The following is a 16,401-nucleotide window of genomic DNA, read 5'->3' on the forward strand; positions in this document are numbered from 1 at the left end:
CCCCGCCGCCGTGTGCGGGACGGGTCCGGAACTTTCGGAGCCCTCGGCCTCCGCCGGTCCGGACGGACGGGAGGGCATGCGGCGGCGCGGCCGCCCGAGGGAGATGCCTCCGCGCGGAATTGTCGTCACCACGGCGAAAGTTTTCGGAAATGCCGGACGGTCCCTTCCTGTGCTGCGTGCCCTCAACTGCTTTGGCAATAACGGAAGTTCCGCAGTGGGAGCCTTGACCGGAGCATGTCTCGGTGATTCGATTTCCGGAATCGTTCCGGAACGATCAGTGTGCGCTTCCCTCCAGTGCTCTCCCGTCCCTGACCTGCGGAGATCGAACAATGAGAAGGCCCGACACCGGTCCACAGGACCCCGGGAACGCCAGCCGGCGGACGTTCCTCGGACTGATTCCGCTGACCGCGGCAGCCACCGCCGTACCCGCCGCCGTCGCGTCCCCGGCCGCCGCCGCGGCGGACCGGGGCGGGGGCGGCGGCGGACACGGGGGAGGCTTCGACGCCTACATCTCCTTCTCCCGCCGGGCCGGGAGTCTCCCCCTGGTCGCGGACGGCCGCGCCGCGCCGATCGTGGTCAGCGGCGACGACCACCCGGGCGTACTGCGGGCGGCGGAGGACCTGCGGGGGGACATCGGGCGTGTCACCGGCGTCGAACCGGCCCTCAAGCGGGCCGATGCCCCGCCGCGGCGCGCCGAGGTCGTGATCGTCGGCACCATCGGGAGGAGCCCGCTGATCGACCGGCTCGTCGCGGCGGGGAAGCTGGACGTCTCCGGCATCGCGGGGAAGTGGGAGACCACCGTCGAGCAGGTGGTGGAGAATCCGGCGCCGGGGGTGCGCCGCGCCTTCGTCATCGCCGGCAGCGACCAGCGCGGCACCATCTTCGGCATCTACGAGACCACCCGCCAGATGGGCGTCTCCCCCTGGCACTTCTGGGACGACGTACCGCCGCGCCGCCACGACGAGCTGCACGTGCTGCCCGGCCGCCACACCCAGGGCACCCCGGCCGTGAAGTACCGCGGCTTCTTCATCAACGACGAGAACCCGGCGCTGGGCACCTGGGCGCCGGAGTACTTCGGCCCCGGCCACGCCCCCGGCTTCCCGAACGGCTTCAACAAGGAGTTCTACGCCAAGGTCTTCGAGACCCTCCTGCGACTCAAGGCCAACTACCTGTGGCCGGCCGTGTGGGGCCGGGCCTTCGCCGAGGACGACCCGGCCAACCACGCCACCGCCAAGGAGTACGGCATCGTGATGGGCACCTCGCACGAGGCCCCCATGATGCGCGGCATCGAGGAGTGGAACCGCCACGCCACCCCCGCGAAACGCGACGCCGAGGGCAACATCACCGAGCCCGGCAGCGATCCCTACGGCGGCACCGGCGAGTGGAGCTTCCGCCGCAACCGGCAGGCGATCGAGGCGTACTGGGCCGACGGCATCCGCCGCATGGTGGAGGAGGACTTCGAGGGAGTGGTCACCCTCGGCATGCGCGGCAACGGCGACGTCAGCCTGCCCGACGGCGACGGCATCGACCTGATGCAGTCCATCCTCGACAGCCAGCGCGAGATCCTGGCCGAGGTCACGGGCGAGGAGGACGTCACCGGCATCCCGCAGGTGCAGACCCTCTACAAGGAGGTCCAGCGCTACTGGGACAAGGGCCTGCGCCCGCCGGACGACGTCACCGTCGTCTTCTGCGACGACAACTGGGGCAACATGCGCAAGCTCCCGGACCGGTCGCTCCCGAAGCGCGCCGGCGGCTACGGCATGTACTACCACTTCGACTACGTCGGAGTGGGCCGCAACTACAAGTGGGTCGACACCGTCAACCTCGTCAGCACCTGGGAGCAGCTCCATCTGACCCACACCTACGGCGTGGACCGCCTGTGGGTGGTCAACGTGGGCGACCTGAAGGCCGAGGAGCTGCCCACGCAGTTCTTCCTCGACTACGCCTGGGCCCCCAAGCGCTGGCCCCTGGAGCGCCTCCACGAGTGGGGGCGCGGCTACGTCGCCCAGAGCTTCGGCCCCGAGCACGCCGACGAGATCGCCTCGATCCTGCATACCTACGGCGTCCTGCAGGCCCGCCGCAAGCCCGAGCTGCTCAACCGCCGCATCACCCTGGACCCGGCCAAGGACCTGTCGAAGGACGAGGAGGCGGTGGTCCACGACGACCAGGCCAGCCCCTACCACCTCAACCACTACGGCGAGATGGCCCGGGTCACCGAGGAGTGGCGCAGGCTCGCCAGGCGTGCGGAGAAGGCCGGCCGCCGGCTCCCGAAGGAGGACCGGGACGCCTACTACCAGCTCGTGCTCTACCAGGTGAAGGCCACCGCCAACCTCTACGAGCTGCGCGAGGCGGAGTTCACCAACCTCCTCTACGCCGAGCAGGGCCGCGCCGCCGCCAACCGCTACGCCGATCTCACCGACGAGCGCTTCGCCGACGACCGGGCGATGTCGGACTACTACAACAACATCCTGGCCGGCGGAAAGTGGAAAGGCTTCCAGACCCAGCCGAAGATCGGCTACGGGGACGTGGAGCGCTACGGGCCCGACGCGCCCTGGCAGCAGCCCCAGACACCCGACCACGTCGCGCTGCCCGACGAGGTCTTCCCGGCGGTCAGGCGCATCGAACCGCCCGACCGCGCCGAGATGGGCGTGGGCATCGACGGATCCGACCTGTGGTGGCCCGGGGCGGACGCGGAGGCGGTGCTGCCCGCCTTCAGTCCGTACCAGAACTACCCCGAGCAGTACATCGAGGTCTTCAACCGCGGCAGCAGGCCCTTCGGCTACCGCATCACCGCGGCCGAGCCCTGGGTACGGATCAGGCGTGCGCGCGGGCGGGTCGAGGAGCAGGTGCGCGCCACCGTGCGCGTCGACTGGAGGAGGGCTCCCGAGGGCGTCACCAGGGTGCCCATCACCGTCCACGGCCCCGGCGGCGCCACCGTGGAGGTCCAGGCCGTCGTCGAGAACCACAGGATGCCGCGGCGGGGGCCGCGGGGCTTCGTCGAGGCGGACGGGCACGTATCCATGGAGGCCGCGCACTACTCCCGGGCCGTGGAGACCGCGGGCGTCCACTGGAAGCGCCTGCCGGACATCGGGCGGGCGGAGGACGGGATGGAGCCCTACCCCGTCACCGCGCCCAGCCGGGAACCGGGTGGCCACGGACCACGCCTGGAGTACGAGATGACGCTCACCACGGTCGGCGAGGTCGATGTGTGGGTGTATCTCTCGCCGCGCAACAACGTCCTGCCGACCGAAGGCCTGCGGTACGCCGTCTCGATCGACGACGCCGAACCGCGGACGGTGAACGTCACCACCGCCACCGGAGCCGATGACACCTACATGAACAGGCGGTGGGCGAGGAACACCTCCGACAACGTCAACCGCACCGTCACCCGGCACACGGTGGGCCGGCCGGGCGTCCACGTCCTGAAGCTGTGGATGATCGATCCGACGGTCGTCGTGCACCGGATCGTGGTGGACACCGGCGGTCTGCGGCCGAGCTACCTGGGGCCGCCGGAGAGCCGGAGAGCCGGCCGCTGACGGGCGGCGCCGCCGCGCACCGGGACGAGCCTGCCGGGCGGCCCACCGCGGGCCGCCCGGCAGGCTCCTGTCCCGCCCGTGTCAGCTCCCGCCCGTGTCAGCCGCTTCGTCCGGGGCGCCCCTCCGGGGAGGGGCGCCCCGGACCGTCCACGCGGTACGTGGTCCGCCTCCGGGGGAGCGGGCCGCGCTGCGGCGGGGGCGCGGGCCGGCGGGGCAGGGCGTGCCGGGGCTGGGTGAGGGTGATCTGTCCCACCAGCTGGTGGAAGCAGGCCAGGGCGGTGATCGGGGGGAGGCCCGCGGCCGCCACCCCGGTCAGGGTCCTGGGGGCATGGGCCACGCACAGGACCACCGCCACGGCCGAGAAGAGGATCACCACCGCCCAGGAGTGCCGGACCCGGCGCCGCAGCACGGTGGCGCGCAGAATCGACAGGGAGCCGGTGAGCCAGGGCCCGTAGATCAGCAGGGGCCACCAGCGTGCCAGGTCGGCGGGCACGGCGGGACCGGCCAGCAGGCGCAGGGGGTCGTAGGAGACCAGTCCGCCCAGCACGCTGACCATCGCCACGATGCCGGCGGTCAGCGCCGCCACGGCGTAACTGAACACGTGCAGCAGCGACAGCTCCGGCCGGTGCGGCGTCCGGCGCCTGCGCCGGTGGCGGCGTTCGGCGGCCGAGCGCCCCGCCCGCCGGGCGGGAGCGGCGCCGCCGGGGCGGCCCGCCCCTCCCGTGTCCTCGGCGTCGATGCGGCGCAGCACCCGGGTGGTCTCGTCCGCGGACGGTTCCGCCCCGGTGTGCGCGCCTCCCCCGGGGTGCTCGGTGGAGGCGGACCGGGCAAGGGACGGATCGTGCTCCCGGCCGTGGGGCCGGTGCGGTGCGTGGCCGGAGTCCTGCAGCAGCTTGGCGAGTTCGGCCTCGAAGTCCCAGGACGGGTCGAGGACGTCCACGTCGGGCGGTGCGGGGGCTCTCTGCTCCGGTACGAACCACGGATCGAAGTCCGGATGGACACCGGTGCGGTACCACTCGGGGTCCGGGCCCGGGGGCGTGCCGTACGGATCGAAGTGCGGGCCCTGGTCACTCACGGCAGCTCGATCCGGGAAGGCGGGCCGCGGGCGTGGAAAGCGGATCTGGTGGAGTCACGTCCACAACAACGAAGGCGGGACCCGACCGGATGACCGGCATTCGGGTGAAGTCTCAATTCATACGATCACGGTGAATGACCTTCCTCCCGGTCCGCGGTTCCGGCGGAAGCGAATCTGGTCCATACCTTGACTGGTATATACCAAGGCGCTTGAGTGTTCCCGGTCAACCCCCCACCCCGGAAGGGAAGTTCACGTGCTGAGAAAACGCCTCATGGCGGGCCTCGCCGCCTCCGTCCTCGCAGGCGCCCTGGCGGTCACCGTCCCCGCGACCTCCGCCTCCGCCGCCGAGTGCGCGACCCCGTGGAACTCCTCGGCGGTCTACCTCGGCGGGACGACCGTCTCCCACAACGGCCACAACTGGACCGCCCGCTGGTGGACCCAGAACGAGGCGCCGCCCGGCACCTCCGGAGTCTGGAGCGACCAGGGCGCCTGCGGCGGCGGCACGACCCCGCCGCCCACCGACCCGGACCCGTCGGGCTTCGTGGTCGGCGAGGCGCAGTTCAACTCGATGTTCCCGAACCGGAACCCCTTCTACACCTACCAGGGCCTGAAGGCGGCCCTGAGCGCCTACCCGGCCTTCGCCGGCACCGGCAGCGACACGGTGAGGAAGCGGGAGGCCGCCGCCTTCCTCGCCAACGTCGGCCACGAGACCGGCGGGCTGGTCCACATCGTGGAGCAGAACACCGCCAACTATCCGCACTACTGCGACAGCGGTCAGCCCTACGGCTGCCCGGCCGGCCAGGCCGCCTACTACGGGCGCGGCCCGATCCAGCTCAGCTGGAACTTCAACTACAAGGCGGCGGGCGACGCGCTGGGCATCGACCTGCTGCGCAACCCCCATCTGGTGGAGCGGGACGCGGCGGTCGCCTGGAAGACCGCGCTGTGGTACTGGAACACCCAGAGCGGGCCGGGCACCATGACCCCGCACAACGCGATGGTGGGCGGGCACGGCTTCGGCGAGACCATCCGCAGCATCAACGGTTCCCTGGAGTGCGGCGGGCGCAACCCGGCCCAGGTGCAGAGCCGGATCGACAACTACCGGCGGTTCGTCCAGATCCTGGGGACCACCCCGGGCGACAACCTCAGCTGCTGACAGGGGAGTTGCGGTGGAGGGCCGCACCGTGGCCCTCCACCGCCGCCACCGCCGTCCGCCCTCGCGGTGGACGGCGGACGGGACTTCGGCGGCACGGCCTTCACAGGAAGGATCCTTCCTACCTCTACCCGCGGACGTGTCCGGCCGGAATACTGCCGGGCCATGACGCTCACGGACGAACGCATCACCGCCGAACGGCTCGAGGAACTGCTCGCCGACGACTCCATCGACATGGCGCACCGGGCCCTGTGGCTGCTGCTGTGGGAGGGGGACCTGCGGGTGCTGGACCTGCTCTCACTGGAGATCCAGGACGTGGATCTGCGGGCGAGGCGGGTGACCGGGGTCTGCGGCCGGGCGGTGCCCGAGGGCGGGGGAGACATCAGCGAGCGGGCGGCCGGACTGCTGCGCGCACTGATCGGCGACCGGGAGAGCGGCCCGCTGTTCGCCACGGGGAACCGCGCGCTGGGCTGGGAGCAGGTGATGCTGACCGCGGGCGAGCAGGGCCACGCCGTCCACGAGTTCCGCGCGGGCGGCAGGCTCCACCGCCGCGAGGAGCCTGCGGCGGACTCCGAATAGGCGCGGCCGCCGTACGGCACGAGCGGCGGCCGCGGCCGGGGGAGGGGGGAGAGGCGGCCGTGCGGCGGGCACGGAGCCCCGAGAGCTGCGGAAACCGAGGAGAAGGGGTGTGGGGACGGCACTGGGGGAAACCCGTACACCCGTGTCAGTACGCAAGCGATACGCCGTGGCCGCGTCGGGCCGGTGGACCGACGAGGAGGAGGGCGTCCGGCTGCCCGCGGGCGAGGTGCACGCCTGGGAACAGGGCATGAACCAGACCGTGTGCGGGCTGTCCCTCAGCCGCTCGCGGCTCGACCGCTTCCCGCATGTGACGTGGACCGACGTCATCCCCGAGTCAGGCGGCGCGGCCGACCGCGTGCAGCGGTTGTGCCCGCGGTGCGCCTCGGTCGCGGGGCGCAGAGGGGCCGACGCGCGCCCCCGGTGGCGGCGTACGAACCCCAGGCCGTGACACGGGCGACCCCGGCGGGGACGCGGGGCCTGTTTCCGGACCGGTGACGAGGAGGAGCCGAATGAGTGGTGCCATGGACCAGGCCGCCGAGACGGTGGGCCGGGTCACCGGCGCGGACGAGTACTCCGAGGAGGGGGAGGTCTCCCTGCGCGGACTCGCCACGCTGGCGGGCGTCTACGCGACCGGTGCGGGGGTGTTCGCCTGGCGTATGAGGGCGTCGGGCCGGCAGCTGCCCGAGCGGATCCCCCCGCTGGACCTGCTCCTGATGGGAGTCGCCACCTACCGCAGCTCCCGGCTGCTCACCAAGGACAAGGTCACCAGCTTCCTTCGGGCCCCCTTCACCCGCCGCACCGGCAGTCTCCACGGCGCCGAGGTCATGGACGTGCCCCGCGGACACGGGCTGCACCGGTCCGTGGGCGAACTGCTGGCCTGCCCCTTCTGCGTGGCGATGTGGATCGCCGGCGGTCTGACGGCGGGCTACGCCACGGCTCCGCGTGCCACCCGTCTGGTCACCTCCTGTCTGAGCAGTGTGGCCCTGTCCGACTGGCTGCAGTACGCCTGGAGCCTGACCCAGCGGAAGGCCGAGGGCGAGGGCTGACAGGCCGTGGCAGGACAGCCGCCCGGTCCCGCCCCCGGCCAGGGGCGGGACCCGGGGGAGGGACCGCGGGCGCCAGTTGAACTGGCCGTGCTGGTGGGCCTCCAGGGATCGGGGAAGACCACCTTCCGCGCCCGCTGCCTCCCCGCCGGGTACACCGTGGTCAGCAAGGACCTCTTCCCGCGCTCCGCCCGGCACCGGCAGCGGCGCCAGATGCGTCTGGTGGAGGAGGCGCTGGAGCGGGGCCGGCCGGTGGTCGTGGACAACACCAACCCCTCACCTCTGGAGTGGGCTCCCCTGATCGCCGTGGGACGCGCGTACGGGGCGCGGGTGGTGGCGTACTGGTTCCCGCCGGACGTGCCGAACGCCCTGGCGCGCAACGCCGCACGCCAGGGCAGGGAGCGCGTGCCCGAGGCAGGCTTCTTCGACACCCTCCGGCGGCTGCGCGAACCCCGCCGGTCGGACGGCTTCGACGCGGTGCGGGAGGTGCGGATCGACGGCTGCGGCGGGTTCGACGTACGGGACGTACCGGACGCGCGGCCGGACGAGGAGGGCCGAGGGGACTGACCGGGCCCGGTCAGCCGGGCGGGCGCACGTTCGCGACGACGAAGCCGCTGCGCGGACGGGAGGGGACGCGGCGCAGCGGAATCCGCAGATCCTGCTCGGGCACGTCGTACTCCAGCAGGGAAAGCCGCGCCGACAGAGCCGTCAGCAGCGCCACGGTGACGTCCTCGCCCGGGCACCGGTGGCCCGTGGCGGGGTCGCCGCCGCCCTGCGGGATCAGCTCGTCCCGCTCCGGAGGGCGGTCGAGGAAGCGCCGCGGGTCGAAGGAGTACGGGTCCTCCCACAGCGCGGGGTCGTGGTCCTGCCCGTGGATGTCGAGCAGGACGAGCGCGCCCCGGGGGACGGGCTCGCCCCGCCATGTCAGATCGGCCGCGGCGAGGCCGCCGATGAACGGCGCGAACGGATAGAAGCGGCGCACCTCATGGGCGAACGCCTCCGCGTACGCGCCCCCGAAGCCGTGCCCGGCGCCCGTGCGAGCCTCCTCGGCCAGCCGGGCCCGGTGCTTCGGCCACCGGTGCAGGGCGTGCGCGGCGAAGGCGACGAACCAGCAGACCGCGACGGTGGGGCGCAGCACGTTGAGGATCTCCACCGCGGCCGTCCGCGCGTCGAGCCGCTCGCCGTCGGTGTCGACGTGCCGCGCCACCACATCCACCACCGAACCCTCCGGAACGCTCGCCGAGCCGTCGCGCACCCCCTCCACGAGGGACGCCAGCCACGCCTCGCGGCGGCGGCGTGCCGACCGGGCGCGCCAGTGGCGCGGGCCCAGGGTGGCGAAGCCGTCCACCATGGCCACCAGGTCGCGGGCGACGGACTCCGCCTCGGCCTCCTTCAGCGGTACGCCGGCCCACCGGCAGACCGCCCCGGCCAGTACCCGGCTCGCCTCGTCGAACAGCACCACCTGCTCCCGCTCCGCCCACCGGGCGGCCGCCTCGTCCCACGCTGCGGTGGCATCGCCGACCAGGCCGGCGATGTTCTGCGGGGACTTCAGCAGCGCCAGGAACATCGCCTTCCGCACGCGGTGCGCCTCACCGTCGAGGGTGTGCACCGCGCCGTGCCCGAACAGGGTGCTCTTCACCGGTTCGGGGAGGGCCGGCCCGCGGCGCACATGGCGCTCGTCGTAGACGAATCGGACCGCATCCGGCCCGCGCAGGGCCACCGTGGGCTTCCCCAGTAGCCGGGCGCGCACCAGGGGGCCCGTGGTGCGGCGCATACGGTCGGGCAGCCAGGCGTAACCTCGGGCGAGCAGGGACAGGGTGCTGTCCGGCAGGAGGCGGGGGAGACTCATGCGGGCCGCGTGCCCCGGCGGACCGGGGCGAAACGGGAGGCCGCGCCGCCCTCCGCGGCGCGGCGCGGAACTCCACCCCGGTGGCCGCTACCCGCGTCCGGTGTCCTCACCGGCCTCCCGGGTCTCCTCGCCGGCTCCTTCCTCCCCGGGCGTGCCGTCCCGGTCGACGACCCCGGCCGGGTCCTCGCCCACGACCGACCTGCCCGGCCGGGCGCGCGCCGGGCCCGCGGGCTGCCCGCCGCCGGTGGTGCCGTAGCTTCCGGAGAGGCCCGGCGGCATGTCCGCGTCGGCCTCCTCCCTGCTGATGTGGCGCCTGGCCCGCACATTGGCCCGGCGCTCGCCGTAGGGATAGTCGAACGGGCGGGCCTCGCCGCGTTCGCGCTCGGCCTCCCGGATCTCCCGCACCCTTTCGTCGTCCGGGGTCCACTTCGACGGAGTGTCCCCGCCCGCGTTCCTGCCGATGTCCTTTTCGTCTGTCATGCCGGGTGCGTACCCCCTCGGGATGCGGGCATGCGCCGTGCCGCCGGGGGTACCACGGCGGCACGGCGCCGCGGGAGAGGGGAGCGGAAGTGGCCGGGACGGACGCGGGAGAGGGCGCGGGCGGTGCGCCGGGGCCGGAGCGGGCCCGCCCCCGCCCGGAGGCCGGGGAGGGCGTACCGCGGTGCCGGTTGTCCGCCCGGCCCTCCGTCTCCCTGCCCCCGGTGTTCCCGCCCGGCGCGGGAGAGGGGGACGCGGGCACGTACCGGATGGAGGGAGGGGCGCTGCTGCGCGTTCCGCCGCCTTCGGGGGACGGGGGGCCGGCGCGGCCGTACTGGCTGCTGGTGATGCTCCACGAGGAGGGGGGAACGGCGGAGCAGGCGCTGACTCGGCTGCTTCCGCAGGCCGGATCCGGCCGGTTGCTGCTGCTCGCGCCCCGGGCGGCCGGCTCCACCTGGGACGTCGCCGGAGGCCCGGACGTGGCCCGGCTGGACGCCGTGCTGCACGGCGTCTTCCGTCGCTTCCCCGTGGACCCGGCGGGGGTGGCGGTGGCGGGCTTCTCCGGCGGGGCCTCCTGTGCGCTCTCGCTGGGGCCGGCCAACGGGGACCTGTTCGGTGCGGTGCTGGCCTTCTCCCCGGGGTCCATGGCGCCGACGGTCCGCCGCGGGCGCCCCCGGATCTTCGTCTCCCACGGCCGGGAGGACCCCGTCCTGCCGGTCGGCGCGTGCAGCCGCCGCCTCGTCCCCGAGCTGATGCGGTCCGGTTACGCCGTCACCTACCGGGAGTTCGGCGGCGGCCACGAGGTGCCGCCCGAACTGGCCACGGAGGCGCTGCGCTGGTGGGTGGACGGCCCGCGGCCGGCCGCACGGCCGTGACCGGCGGATGGGAGCATGGCGCGAGTGCCGCTGCCGTACCGCACCCGGAGGTGACCGATGGCGTCCCGCGCGCTGGCGGTGTTCGACCTGGACGGAACGCTCGCCGACGTCCGGCACCGCCTGCACCACCTCGACGGGCGCCGCGACTGGGACGCCTTCTTCGCCGCCGCCCCCGACGACCCGCCGCTGGCCGAGGGCGTCGCACTGGCCCTGGCCGCCGCCGGGGAACACGAGATCGCGTACGTGACCGGGAGGCCGGAGCGGTGCCGCCGCGACACCCTGGGGTGGCTGGTCCGGCACGGCCTGCCGGACGGACCACTGCTGATGCGCGGCGGGCGGGACCGCCGCCCGGCCCGCGTCGCCAAGCCCGAACTGCTGCGGAGCCTGGCGCGGGAGCACACCGTCGCCCTGGTGGTCGACGACGACCCCCTGGTCTGCGACGCCTACGAGGCGGACGGTTTCACGGTGGTGCGGGCAGGGTGGATGACGGCAGGCCCCGTCCTGGAGGAGGCACAGGAGAGCGAGGGACGCACCTGAGGCCGTCCCGCCGGCCGGCTACCCGTCGCCGCGGCGGTACCGCACCGCACGGACGGCGACGAAACCCACGACGGCCACGAGGATGACGGCCACCACGGCCCTGGAGTACATCGAGACATAGCCCGACACCGTGTGCCAGTTCTCCCCGAGTGCGTACCCGGTCAGTACGAAGAGGGTGTTCCACAGCAGGCTGCCGAGCGCGGTCAGGGTCAGGAACGTCACCGCGGGCATGCGCTCGACGCCGGCGGGCACCGAGATCAGACTGCGGAAGACCGGGACCATCCGCCCGAAGAAGACCGCCTTGGTGCCGTGCCTGGCGAACCACGCCTCGGTCCTCTCGATGTCCGAGGGCTTCAGCAGCGGGATCCTCCGCGCGACGGCCAGGGTCCGCTCCCGGCCCAGCAGCGCGCCCGCCCAGTACAGCAGGAACGCCCCGGCCACCGAGCCGAGCGTGGTCCACAGCAGCGCGGCGAGGAGGCTGATGTCGCCGCGGCCGGCGGCGAACCCGGCCAGCGGCAGGATCACCTCGCTCGGCAGCGGGGGGAAGAGGTTCTCCAGGGCGATGGCCAGGCCCGCCCCGGGGGCGCCGAGGGTCTCCATCAGGCCGGTCGCCCAGTTCACCAGGCCGTCGCTCTGCTGCGCTGCGGACATGTCTCTCCTTGTGCGGCCCGGTGCTGTGGGGGCGGGCACGGACGGTGCGAGGACGGCTACCCGGTCCTTCCGGGGCGAACCGTCCGGCGGGGGCGGGGGGAACCGGGGCGGTGAGTCCGGACATTACCGGGCATGGCATATGTCACGTGCTCGTATCGTGGGCATTTCTTGACCGTGAACCAAGTCGCGGCCCAATAATTCGGCTTGTCTTACAAGCGGGACCCGAGAGGCAGCCGTGACACAGAGCACGTTCCGGGGCGATGACGCCGACTGGTGGCGGGAGGCCGTCGTCTACCAGATATACGTGCCCAGCTTCGCCGACGCCGACGGGGACGGCATGGGCGATCTGAGGGGGGCCGCCGACCGCCTCGGCCACGTCGCCGAACTGGGCGCGGACGCGGTGTGGCTCACCCCCTTCTACCGCTCTCCCTGGGCCGACGGCGGCTATGACGTCAGCGACTACCGCGACGTCGACCCCCGCCACGGCACCCTGGAGGACTTCCGCGAGCTCCTGGAAAGGGCCCACGCCCTTGGGCTGAAGGTCATCGTCGACATCGTCCCCAACCACTGCTCCAGTGAGCATCCCTGGTTCGCCGAGGCGCTGGCCTCCCCACCCGGCTCGCCCGCCCGCGACCGCTTCGTCTTCATGGACGGCCGTGGCCCGGACGGCGGCGAGCCGCCCTCGGACTGGCAGTCCAAGTTCGGCGGCGAGGTGTGGACCCGGGTGCCGGACGGCCAGTGGTACATGCACATCTTCGCCGCCGAGCAGCCCGACCTGAACTGGGAGAACCCCGAGGTCGCGGCCGAGTTCGAGAGCATCCTGCGGTTCTGGCTGGACCTGGGCGTCGACGGTTTCCGCATCGACGTGGCACACGGCATGCGCAAGGACCTCGCCCTGCCGCTGCGCGACACCAACGGATCGGACTCCGCCCCCCTCAACGCGCCGCCCGAAGGGCACGACCACCCCTTCTGGGACCGCGACGAGGTCCACGACATCCACCGGGCCTGGCGGAAGATCCTCGACGAGTACGCCCCGCCCCGGATCGCCGTCGCCGAGGCGGGCGTCAGCCAGGCGCGGCTGCCGCTGTACACCCGGCCCGACGAACTCCACCAGGCGTTCAACTTCCCCTATCTGCGCTGTCCCTGGGACGCCGACGCCTACCGCGAGGTCATCGACTCCTCGCTGGAGGGGGCCCGCTCGGTCGGCTCGCTGCCCACCTGGGTGCTGTCCAACCACGACGTGGTGCGCCACCTCAGCCGCCACGCCCTGCCCGCCGGCACCGACACCGTCGCCTGGCTGATGTCGGACGGCCGCGAGCCGGCCGCCGACGAGGAGGCGGGCCGCCGCCGGGCCCGTGCCGCCGCTCTGCTGACCCTGGCGCTGCCCGGAACCGCCTACCTCTACCAGGGCGAGGAACTGGGCCTGCCGGAGGTGGCCGACCTGCCGCGCGAGGCGCTGCGCGACCCGATGTGGGAGCGGACCGGTAACGCACGCAAGGGCCGCGACGGCTGCCGTGTACCGCTGCCCTGGGAGCGTTCGGGTGCCTCCTGCGGATTCGGCCCGGGCGGGAGCTGGCTGCCGCAGCCCGACGGCTGGGGCGAGTACTCGGTGGAGGCCCAGACCGGCCGACCGGGCTCCTTTCTGGAGCTGTACCGAGCGGCCCTGAAGACCCGCCGCTCCTTCACCGGGGACGAGAGCTTCACCTGGCTGCCGGCCCGGGAGGGCGAGCTTGCCTTCCGCAAGGGCGCCCTGGAGTGCCGGGTCAACCTCTCCGGCGTCCCGCTGCCCCTGCCGCCGTCCGCGGCCGGGCCGCTGCTGGCCAGCGGCGCGTGCGACGGGCGGACGCTGCCGCCGGACACCGCGGTCTGGCTGGACACCCAGCCGAACTGACCCCGGGGCCCCGCCCGGGGGCCCGCCACCGGGGTGCCGGGCCGCTGAGGCCGCCGTGCGTCAGCGGCCCGCCTCGCTCCGCGTCCGCACCAGCACCTCGACGCCGTCCAGCAGACGTTCCAGACCGAAGACGAAGTCGTCGTCGGGGCCCTCCGTGCCGTCCATGGCCCCCGAGGCGAGGAGCGCGGTGACGGCCGGGAAGCGCTCGGGATCGGTCAGCCTGCCCAGCAGCCGGGTGTAGGAGGCCATCGTCTCGGCCGTACTCCGGCCCGAGGCCCTGGCGGCTGCCTCGATGTCCGCCATCAAGGTCGCCTCGTTCCGGACGAAGCCGCTGACCAGCAGGATGACCTGCACCTTCTCGCCTTCGTCCAGCCCGGTGCCGCGCAGGCAGGCCAGGCCCCGCTCCATCCAGGCGACCGAGTTGGGCGTGATGGGCGGCGAGCTGACCGGGATGCGGAGCATCCACAGGTTGCGGTGCAGCACCTCCCGGTGCGAGCGGGCCCAGTGCGCGAGCGCGGCCCGCCAGCCCTCCTCCGGCACGGGACCTTGCGGAGGCGGCCCGGTGGCGGTGTCCTCCATGAGGACCAGGAGCTCCTCCTTGGAGGTCACGTACCGGTACAGCGACATCGTCGAGACGCCGAGCGCGGCGGCGACCCGGGCCATCGAGACCGCCGCGATCCCCTCGGCGGCGGCGAGTTCGATCGCGGCGCCGACGATCCGGGACACGCTCAGCCCCGGCCGGGGCCCCTTGCCGGGGCGTTCACGCAGGCCCCAGGCGGTCTCCACGCCGGGCGGCAGGCCGTCGCCGCTGTCCTTCGCCATCTTGTCGTGCCCGCCCTCGCCGCTGTGGTGCTCTCCGTCCGGTTGACCGCCATCCTAGGGATGTGTATACCTTACGCAATAGCGTGTATGGCATACGCAGAAGCGTGCCCGGGGCGCGCGGGACAAGAGGGGGAGCCGTCATGGCCGACGAACCGGTGATCGAGGCGACCGGTCTGGAGAAGTCCTACGGCCGGGTGAAAGTCCTGGCCGGAGTGGATCTGGAGGTGGCGCGCGGCAGCGTGTTCGCGCTGCTGGGGCCCAACGGGGCCGGCAAGACCACCACCGTGCGCATCCTGTCCACGCTGGTGCGCCCCGACGCCGGCCGGGCCCGCGTCGCGGGCTTCGACACGGTGCGCGACCGGCGCGAGGTGCGCCGCCGCATCAGCCTCACCGGTCAGTACGCGGCACTGGACGAGCAGCAGACCGGCGAGGAGAACCTCCGCATGATGGGCCGGCTGTGCGGGCTGACACGCCGCCGGGCCCGCGAGCGCGCCGGGGAACTGCTGGAGCGGTTCGACCTCACCGAAGCCGCCGGCCGCAGGGCCGGCACGTACTCGGGCGGGATGCGCCGCCGCCTGGACATCGCGGCGGGACTCGTGGCCGGCCCCGAGGTCGTCTTCCTCGACGAGCCGACGACCGGGCTCGACCCGCGCAGCCGCCAGGCCATGTGGGAACTCGTCGCCGGCCTGGCGGCCGCCGGCACCACGGTCTTCCTCACCACCCAGTATCTGGAGGAGGCCGACCGGCTCGCCGGCCGCATCGCACTCCTGGACGCGGGCCGGGTGGTCGCCGAAGGCACCGCCGCCGACCTCAAGAGGCGGGTGGCCGGACGGCGTCTGGACCTCACGCTCACCGACGCCGCCGCCTACCGGCGCACCGCGGATCTGCTCGGCGGGCGCACCGTGCACCGCGAACCGGACCGGCTGCTCCTGGCAGTGCCCACCGACGGGAGCGCGGCGCAGGTGCGGCTGCTGCTGGACGAGATCGATCCGGACCGGGACGCGGTGGCCCGGTTCGCCGTGCACGAGGCCACCCTCGACGACGTCTTCCTGGCCCTCACCGGCCGGACCGCCACCCCCGCCGTCCACGGGGAGCCCGCCCGTGTCTGACCTCACCGCACCCCGCGCCGCCGCGCCCGGAGCCCCGGCCCGCTCCCTGACCCACGGCCTGGTCATGGCCGCCCGCTGCACACGGCTGTCCATGCGCAACACCGATGCCCTGCTCACCTCGCTGATACTGCCGGTGATGCTGATGCTGGTGTTCGTCTACTTCTTCGGAGGGGCGATCGACACCGGCACCCGGTACATCACCTACGTCGTCCCCGGAGTGCTGGTGCTGTGCGCCGGCTACGGGGCCGCGGCGACGGCCGTCGGCGTCGCGGGTGACATGGCCGAGGGCGTCATCGACCGCTTCCGCTCCCTGGACGTCGGCGGCGCCTGTGTGCTGGCCGGGCACGTGGCGGCCAGTGCCGCGCGCAACGCCGCCGCGACGGCCGTGGTGCTCGCCGTCGCCTTCGCCATCGGCTTCCGGCCGGAGGCGGACGCGGCCGGCTGGGCGGCCGCGGCGGGACTCCTGGCGGCCTACGTGCTGGCCCTGTCCTGGCTGTCCGCCGCGGTCGGCCTGCTCGCGAAGTCCCCCGAGGCCGCGAGCGGCTTCACCTTCCTCGTGCTGTTCCTGCCCTACCCGAGCAGTGCCTTCGTCCCCGTGGAGACCATGCCGGGCTGGCTCCACGGCTTCGCCGGGCACCAGCCCGTCACCCCGCTCATCGAGTCGCTGCGGGGACTGCTGCTGGGACAGCCGGTCGGCGGCGCTCCCTGGCAGGCGCTGGCCTGGTGCGCCGGGATCCTCGCCGTCTCCGTCGCGGCCTCCGGGACGCTCTTCCGCCGCCGCACGGCGTGAGAACCGGGCGGGCCCGA

16 protein-coding genes are annotated in these 16,401 nt (G+C 73.5%); 11 read left to right on the forward strand and 5 right to left on the reverse strand.

Annotation, left to right across the window (positions count from 1 at the left end; all coding sequences use genetic code 11):
- Positions 1–329 precede the first annotated feature (329 nt).
- Entirely contained in the window at positions 330–3,536 is a 3,207-nt protein-coding gene (locus ACW69E_RS20775; protein ID WP_457499784.1) for a glycosyl hydrolase 115 family protein, read from the forward strand.
- A gap of 97 nt (positions 3,537–3,633) precedes the next feature.
- Here ACW69E_RS20775 and ACW69E_RS20780 read toward each other — a convergent pair whose 3' ends face one another.
- Positions 3,634–4,611: a DUF2637 domain-containing protein gene (locus tag ACW69E_RS20780; protein WP_457499785.1), complete on the reverse strand. Its 978-nt coding sequence runs from the start codon at positions 4,609–4,611 to the stop codon at positions 3,634–3,636.
- A gap of 271 nt (positions 4,612–4,882) precedes the next feature.
- Here ACW69E_RS20780 and ACW69E_RS20785 point away from each other — a divergent pair, with 271 nt between their 5' ends.
- The 5 genes from ACW69E_RS20785 to ACW69E_RS20805 all read left to right on the forward strand — a co-directional run bounded on the left by ACW69E_RS20785 (position 4,883) and on the right by ACW69E_RS20805 (position 7,950).
- Positions 4,883–5,764 (forward strand): glycoside hydrolase family 19 protein, encoded by an 882-nt coding sequence (locus ACW69E_RS20785; RefSeq protein WP_457499886.1) that lies wholly within the window; start codon positions 4,883–4,885, stop codon positions 5,762–5,764.
- A gap of 162 nt (positions 5,765–5,926) precedes the next feature.
- Entirely contained in the window at positions 5,927–6,340 is a 414-nt protein-coding gene (locus ACW69E_RS20790) for a hypothetical protein (RefSeq protein ID WP_457499786.1), read from the forward strand.
- Between the two features lie 142 nt (positions 6,341–6,482).
- Positions 6,483–6,788, forward strand: a complete 306-nt coding sequence (locus tag ACW69E_RS20795; RefSeq protein WP_457499787.1) for a hypothetical protein — start codon at positions 6,483–6,485, stop codon at positions 6,786–6,788.
- Positions 6,789–6,849: 61 nt separating this feature from the next.
- A complete protein-coding gene (locus ACW69E_RS20800) occupies positions 6,850–7,386 on the forward strand; it encodes a DUF1360 domain-containing protein (RefSeq protein WP_457499788.1) in 537 nt (178 codons plus the stop codon).
- 6 nt (positions 7,387–7,392) lie between these two features.
- The gene (locus ACW69E_RS20805) at positions 7,393–7,950 is read left to right on the forward strand and encodes an AAA family ATPase (protein WP_457499789.1); all 558 of its coding nucleotides are present in this window, start codon (positions 7,393–7,395) and stop codon (positions 7,948–7,950) included.
- Between the two features lie 10 nt (positions 7,951–7,960).
- On the opposite strand, the gene ACW69E_RS20810 is transcribed toward ACW69E_RS20805, so the two are convergent.
- Positions 7,961–9,232 (reverse strand): cytochrome P450, encoded by a 1,272-nt coding sequence (locus tag ACW69E_RS20810; protein ID WP_457499790.1) that lies wholly within the window; start codon positions 9,230–9,232, stop codon positions 7,961–7,963.
- Between the two features lie 87 nt (positions 9,233–9,319).
- A complete protein-coding gene (locus ACW69E_RS20815; RefSeq protein WP_457499791.1) occupies positions 9,320–9,712 on the reverse strand; it encodes a hypothetical protein in 393 nt (130 codons plus the stop codon).
- Between the two features lie 89 nt (positions 9,713–9,801).
- Between ACW69E_RS20815 and ACW69E_RS20820 the strand changes: the two genes are divergently transcribed.
- Both ACW69E_RS20820 and ACW69E_RS20825 read left to right on the forward strand, forming a co-directional pair.
- The gene (locus ACW69E_RS20820) at positions 9,802–10,584 is read left to right on the forward strand and encodes an alpha/beta hydrolase (protein ID WP_457499792.1); all 783 of its coding nucleotides are present in this window, start codon (positions 9,802–9,804) and stop codon (positions 10,582–10,584) included.
- A gap of 57 nt (positions 10,585–10,641) precedes the next feature.
- A complete protein-coding gene (locus ACW69E_RS20825) occupies positions 10,642–11,121 on the forward strand; it encodes a phosphatase domain-containing protein (protein WP_457499793.1) in 480 nt (159 codons plus the stop codon).
- A gap of 18 nt (positions 11,122–11,139) precedes the next feature.
- Here the strand turns inward: ACW69E_RS20825 and ACW69E_RS20830 are convergent, their stop codons facing one another.
- A complete protein-coding gene (locus ACW69E_RS20830; protein WP_457499794.1) occupies positions 11,140–11,772 on the reverse strand; it encodes a DedA family protein in 633 nt (210 codons plus the stop codon).
- Positions 11,773–12,007: 235 nt separating this feature from the next.
- Here ACW69E_RS20830 and ACW69E_RS20835 point away from each other — a divergent pair, with 235 nt between their 5' ends.
- Entirely contained in the window at positions 12,008–13,663 is a 1,656-nt protein-coding gene (locus ACW69E_RS20835) for a glycoside hydrolase family 13 protein (protein WP_457499795.1), read from the forward strand.
- Positions 13,664–13,723: 60 nt separating this feature from the next.
- Here ACW69E_RS20835 and ACW69E_RS20840 read toward each other — a convergent pair whose 3' ends face one another.
- On the reverse strand, positions 13,724–14,485 hold the full coding sequence (locus ACW69E_RS20840; protein WP_457499796.1) for a TetR/AcrR family transcriptional regulator: 762 nt from the start codon (positions 14,483–14,485) through the stop codon (positions 13,724–13,726).
- A 140-nt stretch (positions 14,486–14,625) separates the two neighbouring features.
- Here ACW69E_RS20840 and ACW69E_RS20845 point away from each other — a divergent pair, with 140 nt between their 5' ends.
- Together ACW69E_RS20845 and ACW69E_RS20850 are read left to right on the forward strand one after the other, a co-directional pair.
- Positions 14,626–15,594: an ATP-binding cassette domain-containing protein gene (locus tag ACW69E_RS20845; protein WP_457499797.1), complete on the forward strand. Its 969-nt coding sequence runs from the start codon at positions 14,626–14,628 to the stop codon at positions 15,592–15,594.
- A 64-nt stretch (positions 15,595–15,658) separates the two neighbouring features.
- Positions 15,659–16,384 carry an ABC transporter permease gene (locus ACW69E_RS20850; RefSeq protein ID WP_457499887.1) on the forward strand — a complete coding sequence of 242 codons (726 nt, stop codon included), beginning with the start codon at positions 15,659–15,661 and terminating at the stop codon, positions 16,382–16,384.
- Positions 16,385–16,401: the final 17 nt, after the last annotated feature.

Source organism: Streptomyces sp. SS8 (assembly GCF_054072955.1).

Excerpts from the sequence above, each read along its gene's own strand:
- ACW69E_RS20775 (WP_457499784.1), top strand. The coding sequence starts at position 330 with ATGAGAAGGCCCGACACCGGTCCACAGGACCCCGGGAACGCCAGCCGG.
- ACW69E_RS20785 (WP_457499886.1), top strand. The coding sequence starts at position 4,883 with ATGGCGGGCCTCGCCGCCTCCGTCCTCGCAGGCGCCCTGGCGGTCACC.
- ACW69E_RS20790 (WP_457499786.1), top strand. The coding sequence starts at position 5,927 with ATGACGCTCACGGACGAACGCATCACCGCCGAACGGCTCGAGGAACTG.
- ACW69E_RS20800 (WP_457499788.1), top strand. The coding sequence starts at position 6,850 with ATGAGTGGTGCCATGGACCAGGCCGCCGAGACGGTGGGCCGGGTCACC.
- ACW69E_RS20810 (WP_457499790.1), bottom strand. The coding sequence starts at position 9,232 with ATGAGTCTCCCCCGCCTCCTGCCGGACAGCACCCTGTCCCTGCTCGCC.
- ACW69E_RS20815 (WP_457499791.1), bottom strand. The coding sequence starts at position 9,712 with ATGACAGACGAAAAGGACATCGGCAGGAACGCGGGCGGGGACACTCCG.
- ACW69E_RS20825 (WP_457499793.1), top strand. The coding sequence starts at position 10,642 with ATGGCGTCCCGCGCGCTGGCGGTGTTCGACCTGGACGGAACGCTCGCC.
- ACW69E_RS20830 (WP_457499794.1), bottom strand. The coding sequence starts at position 11,772 with ATGTCCGCAGCGCAGCAGAGCGACGGCCTGGTGAACTGGGCGACCGGC.
- ACW69E_RS20840 (WP_457499796.1), bottom strand. The coding sequence starts at position 14,485 with ATGGCGAAGGACAGCGGCGACGGCCTGCCGCCCGGCGTGGAGACCGCC.
- ACW69E_RS20845 (WP_457499797.1), top strand. The coding sequence starts at position 14,626 with ATGGCCGACGAACCGGTGATCGAGGCGACCGGTCTGGAGAAGTCCTAC.
- ACW69E_RS20850 (WP_457499887.1), top strand. The coding sequence starts at position 15,659 with ATGGCCGCCCGCTGCACACGGCTGTCCATGCGCAACACCGATGCCCTG.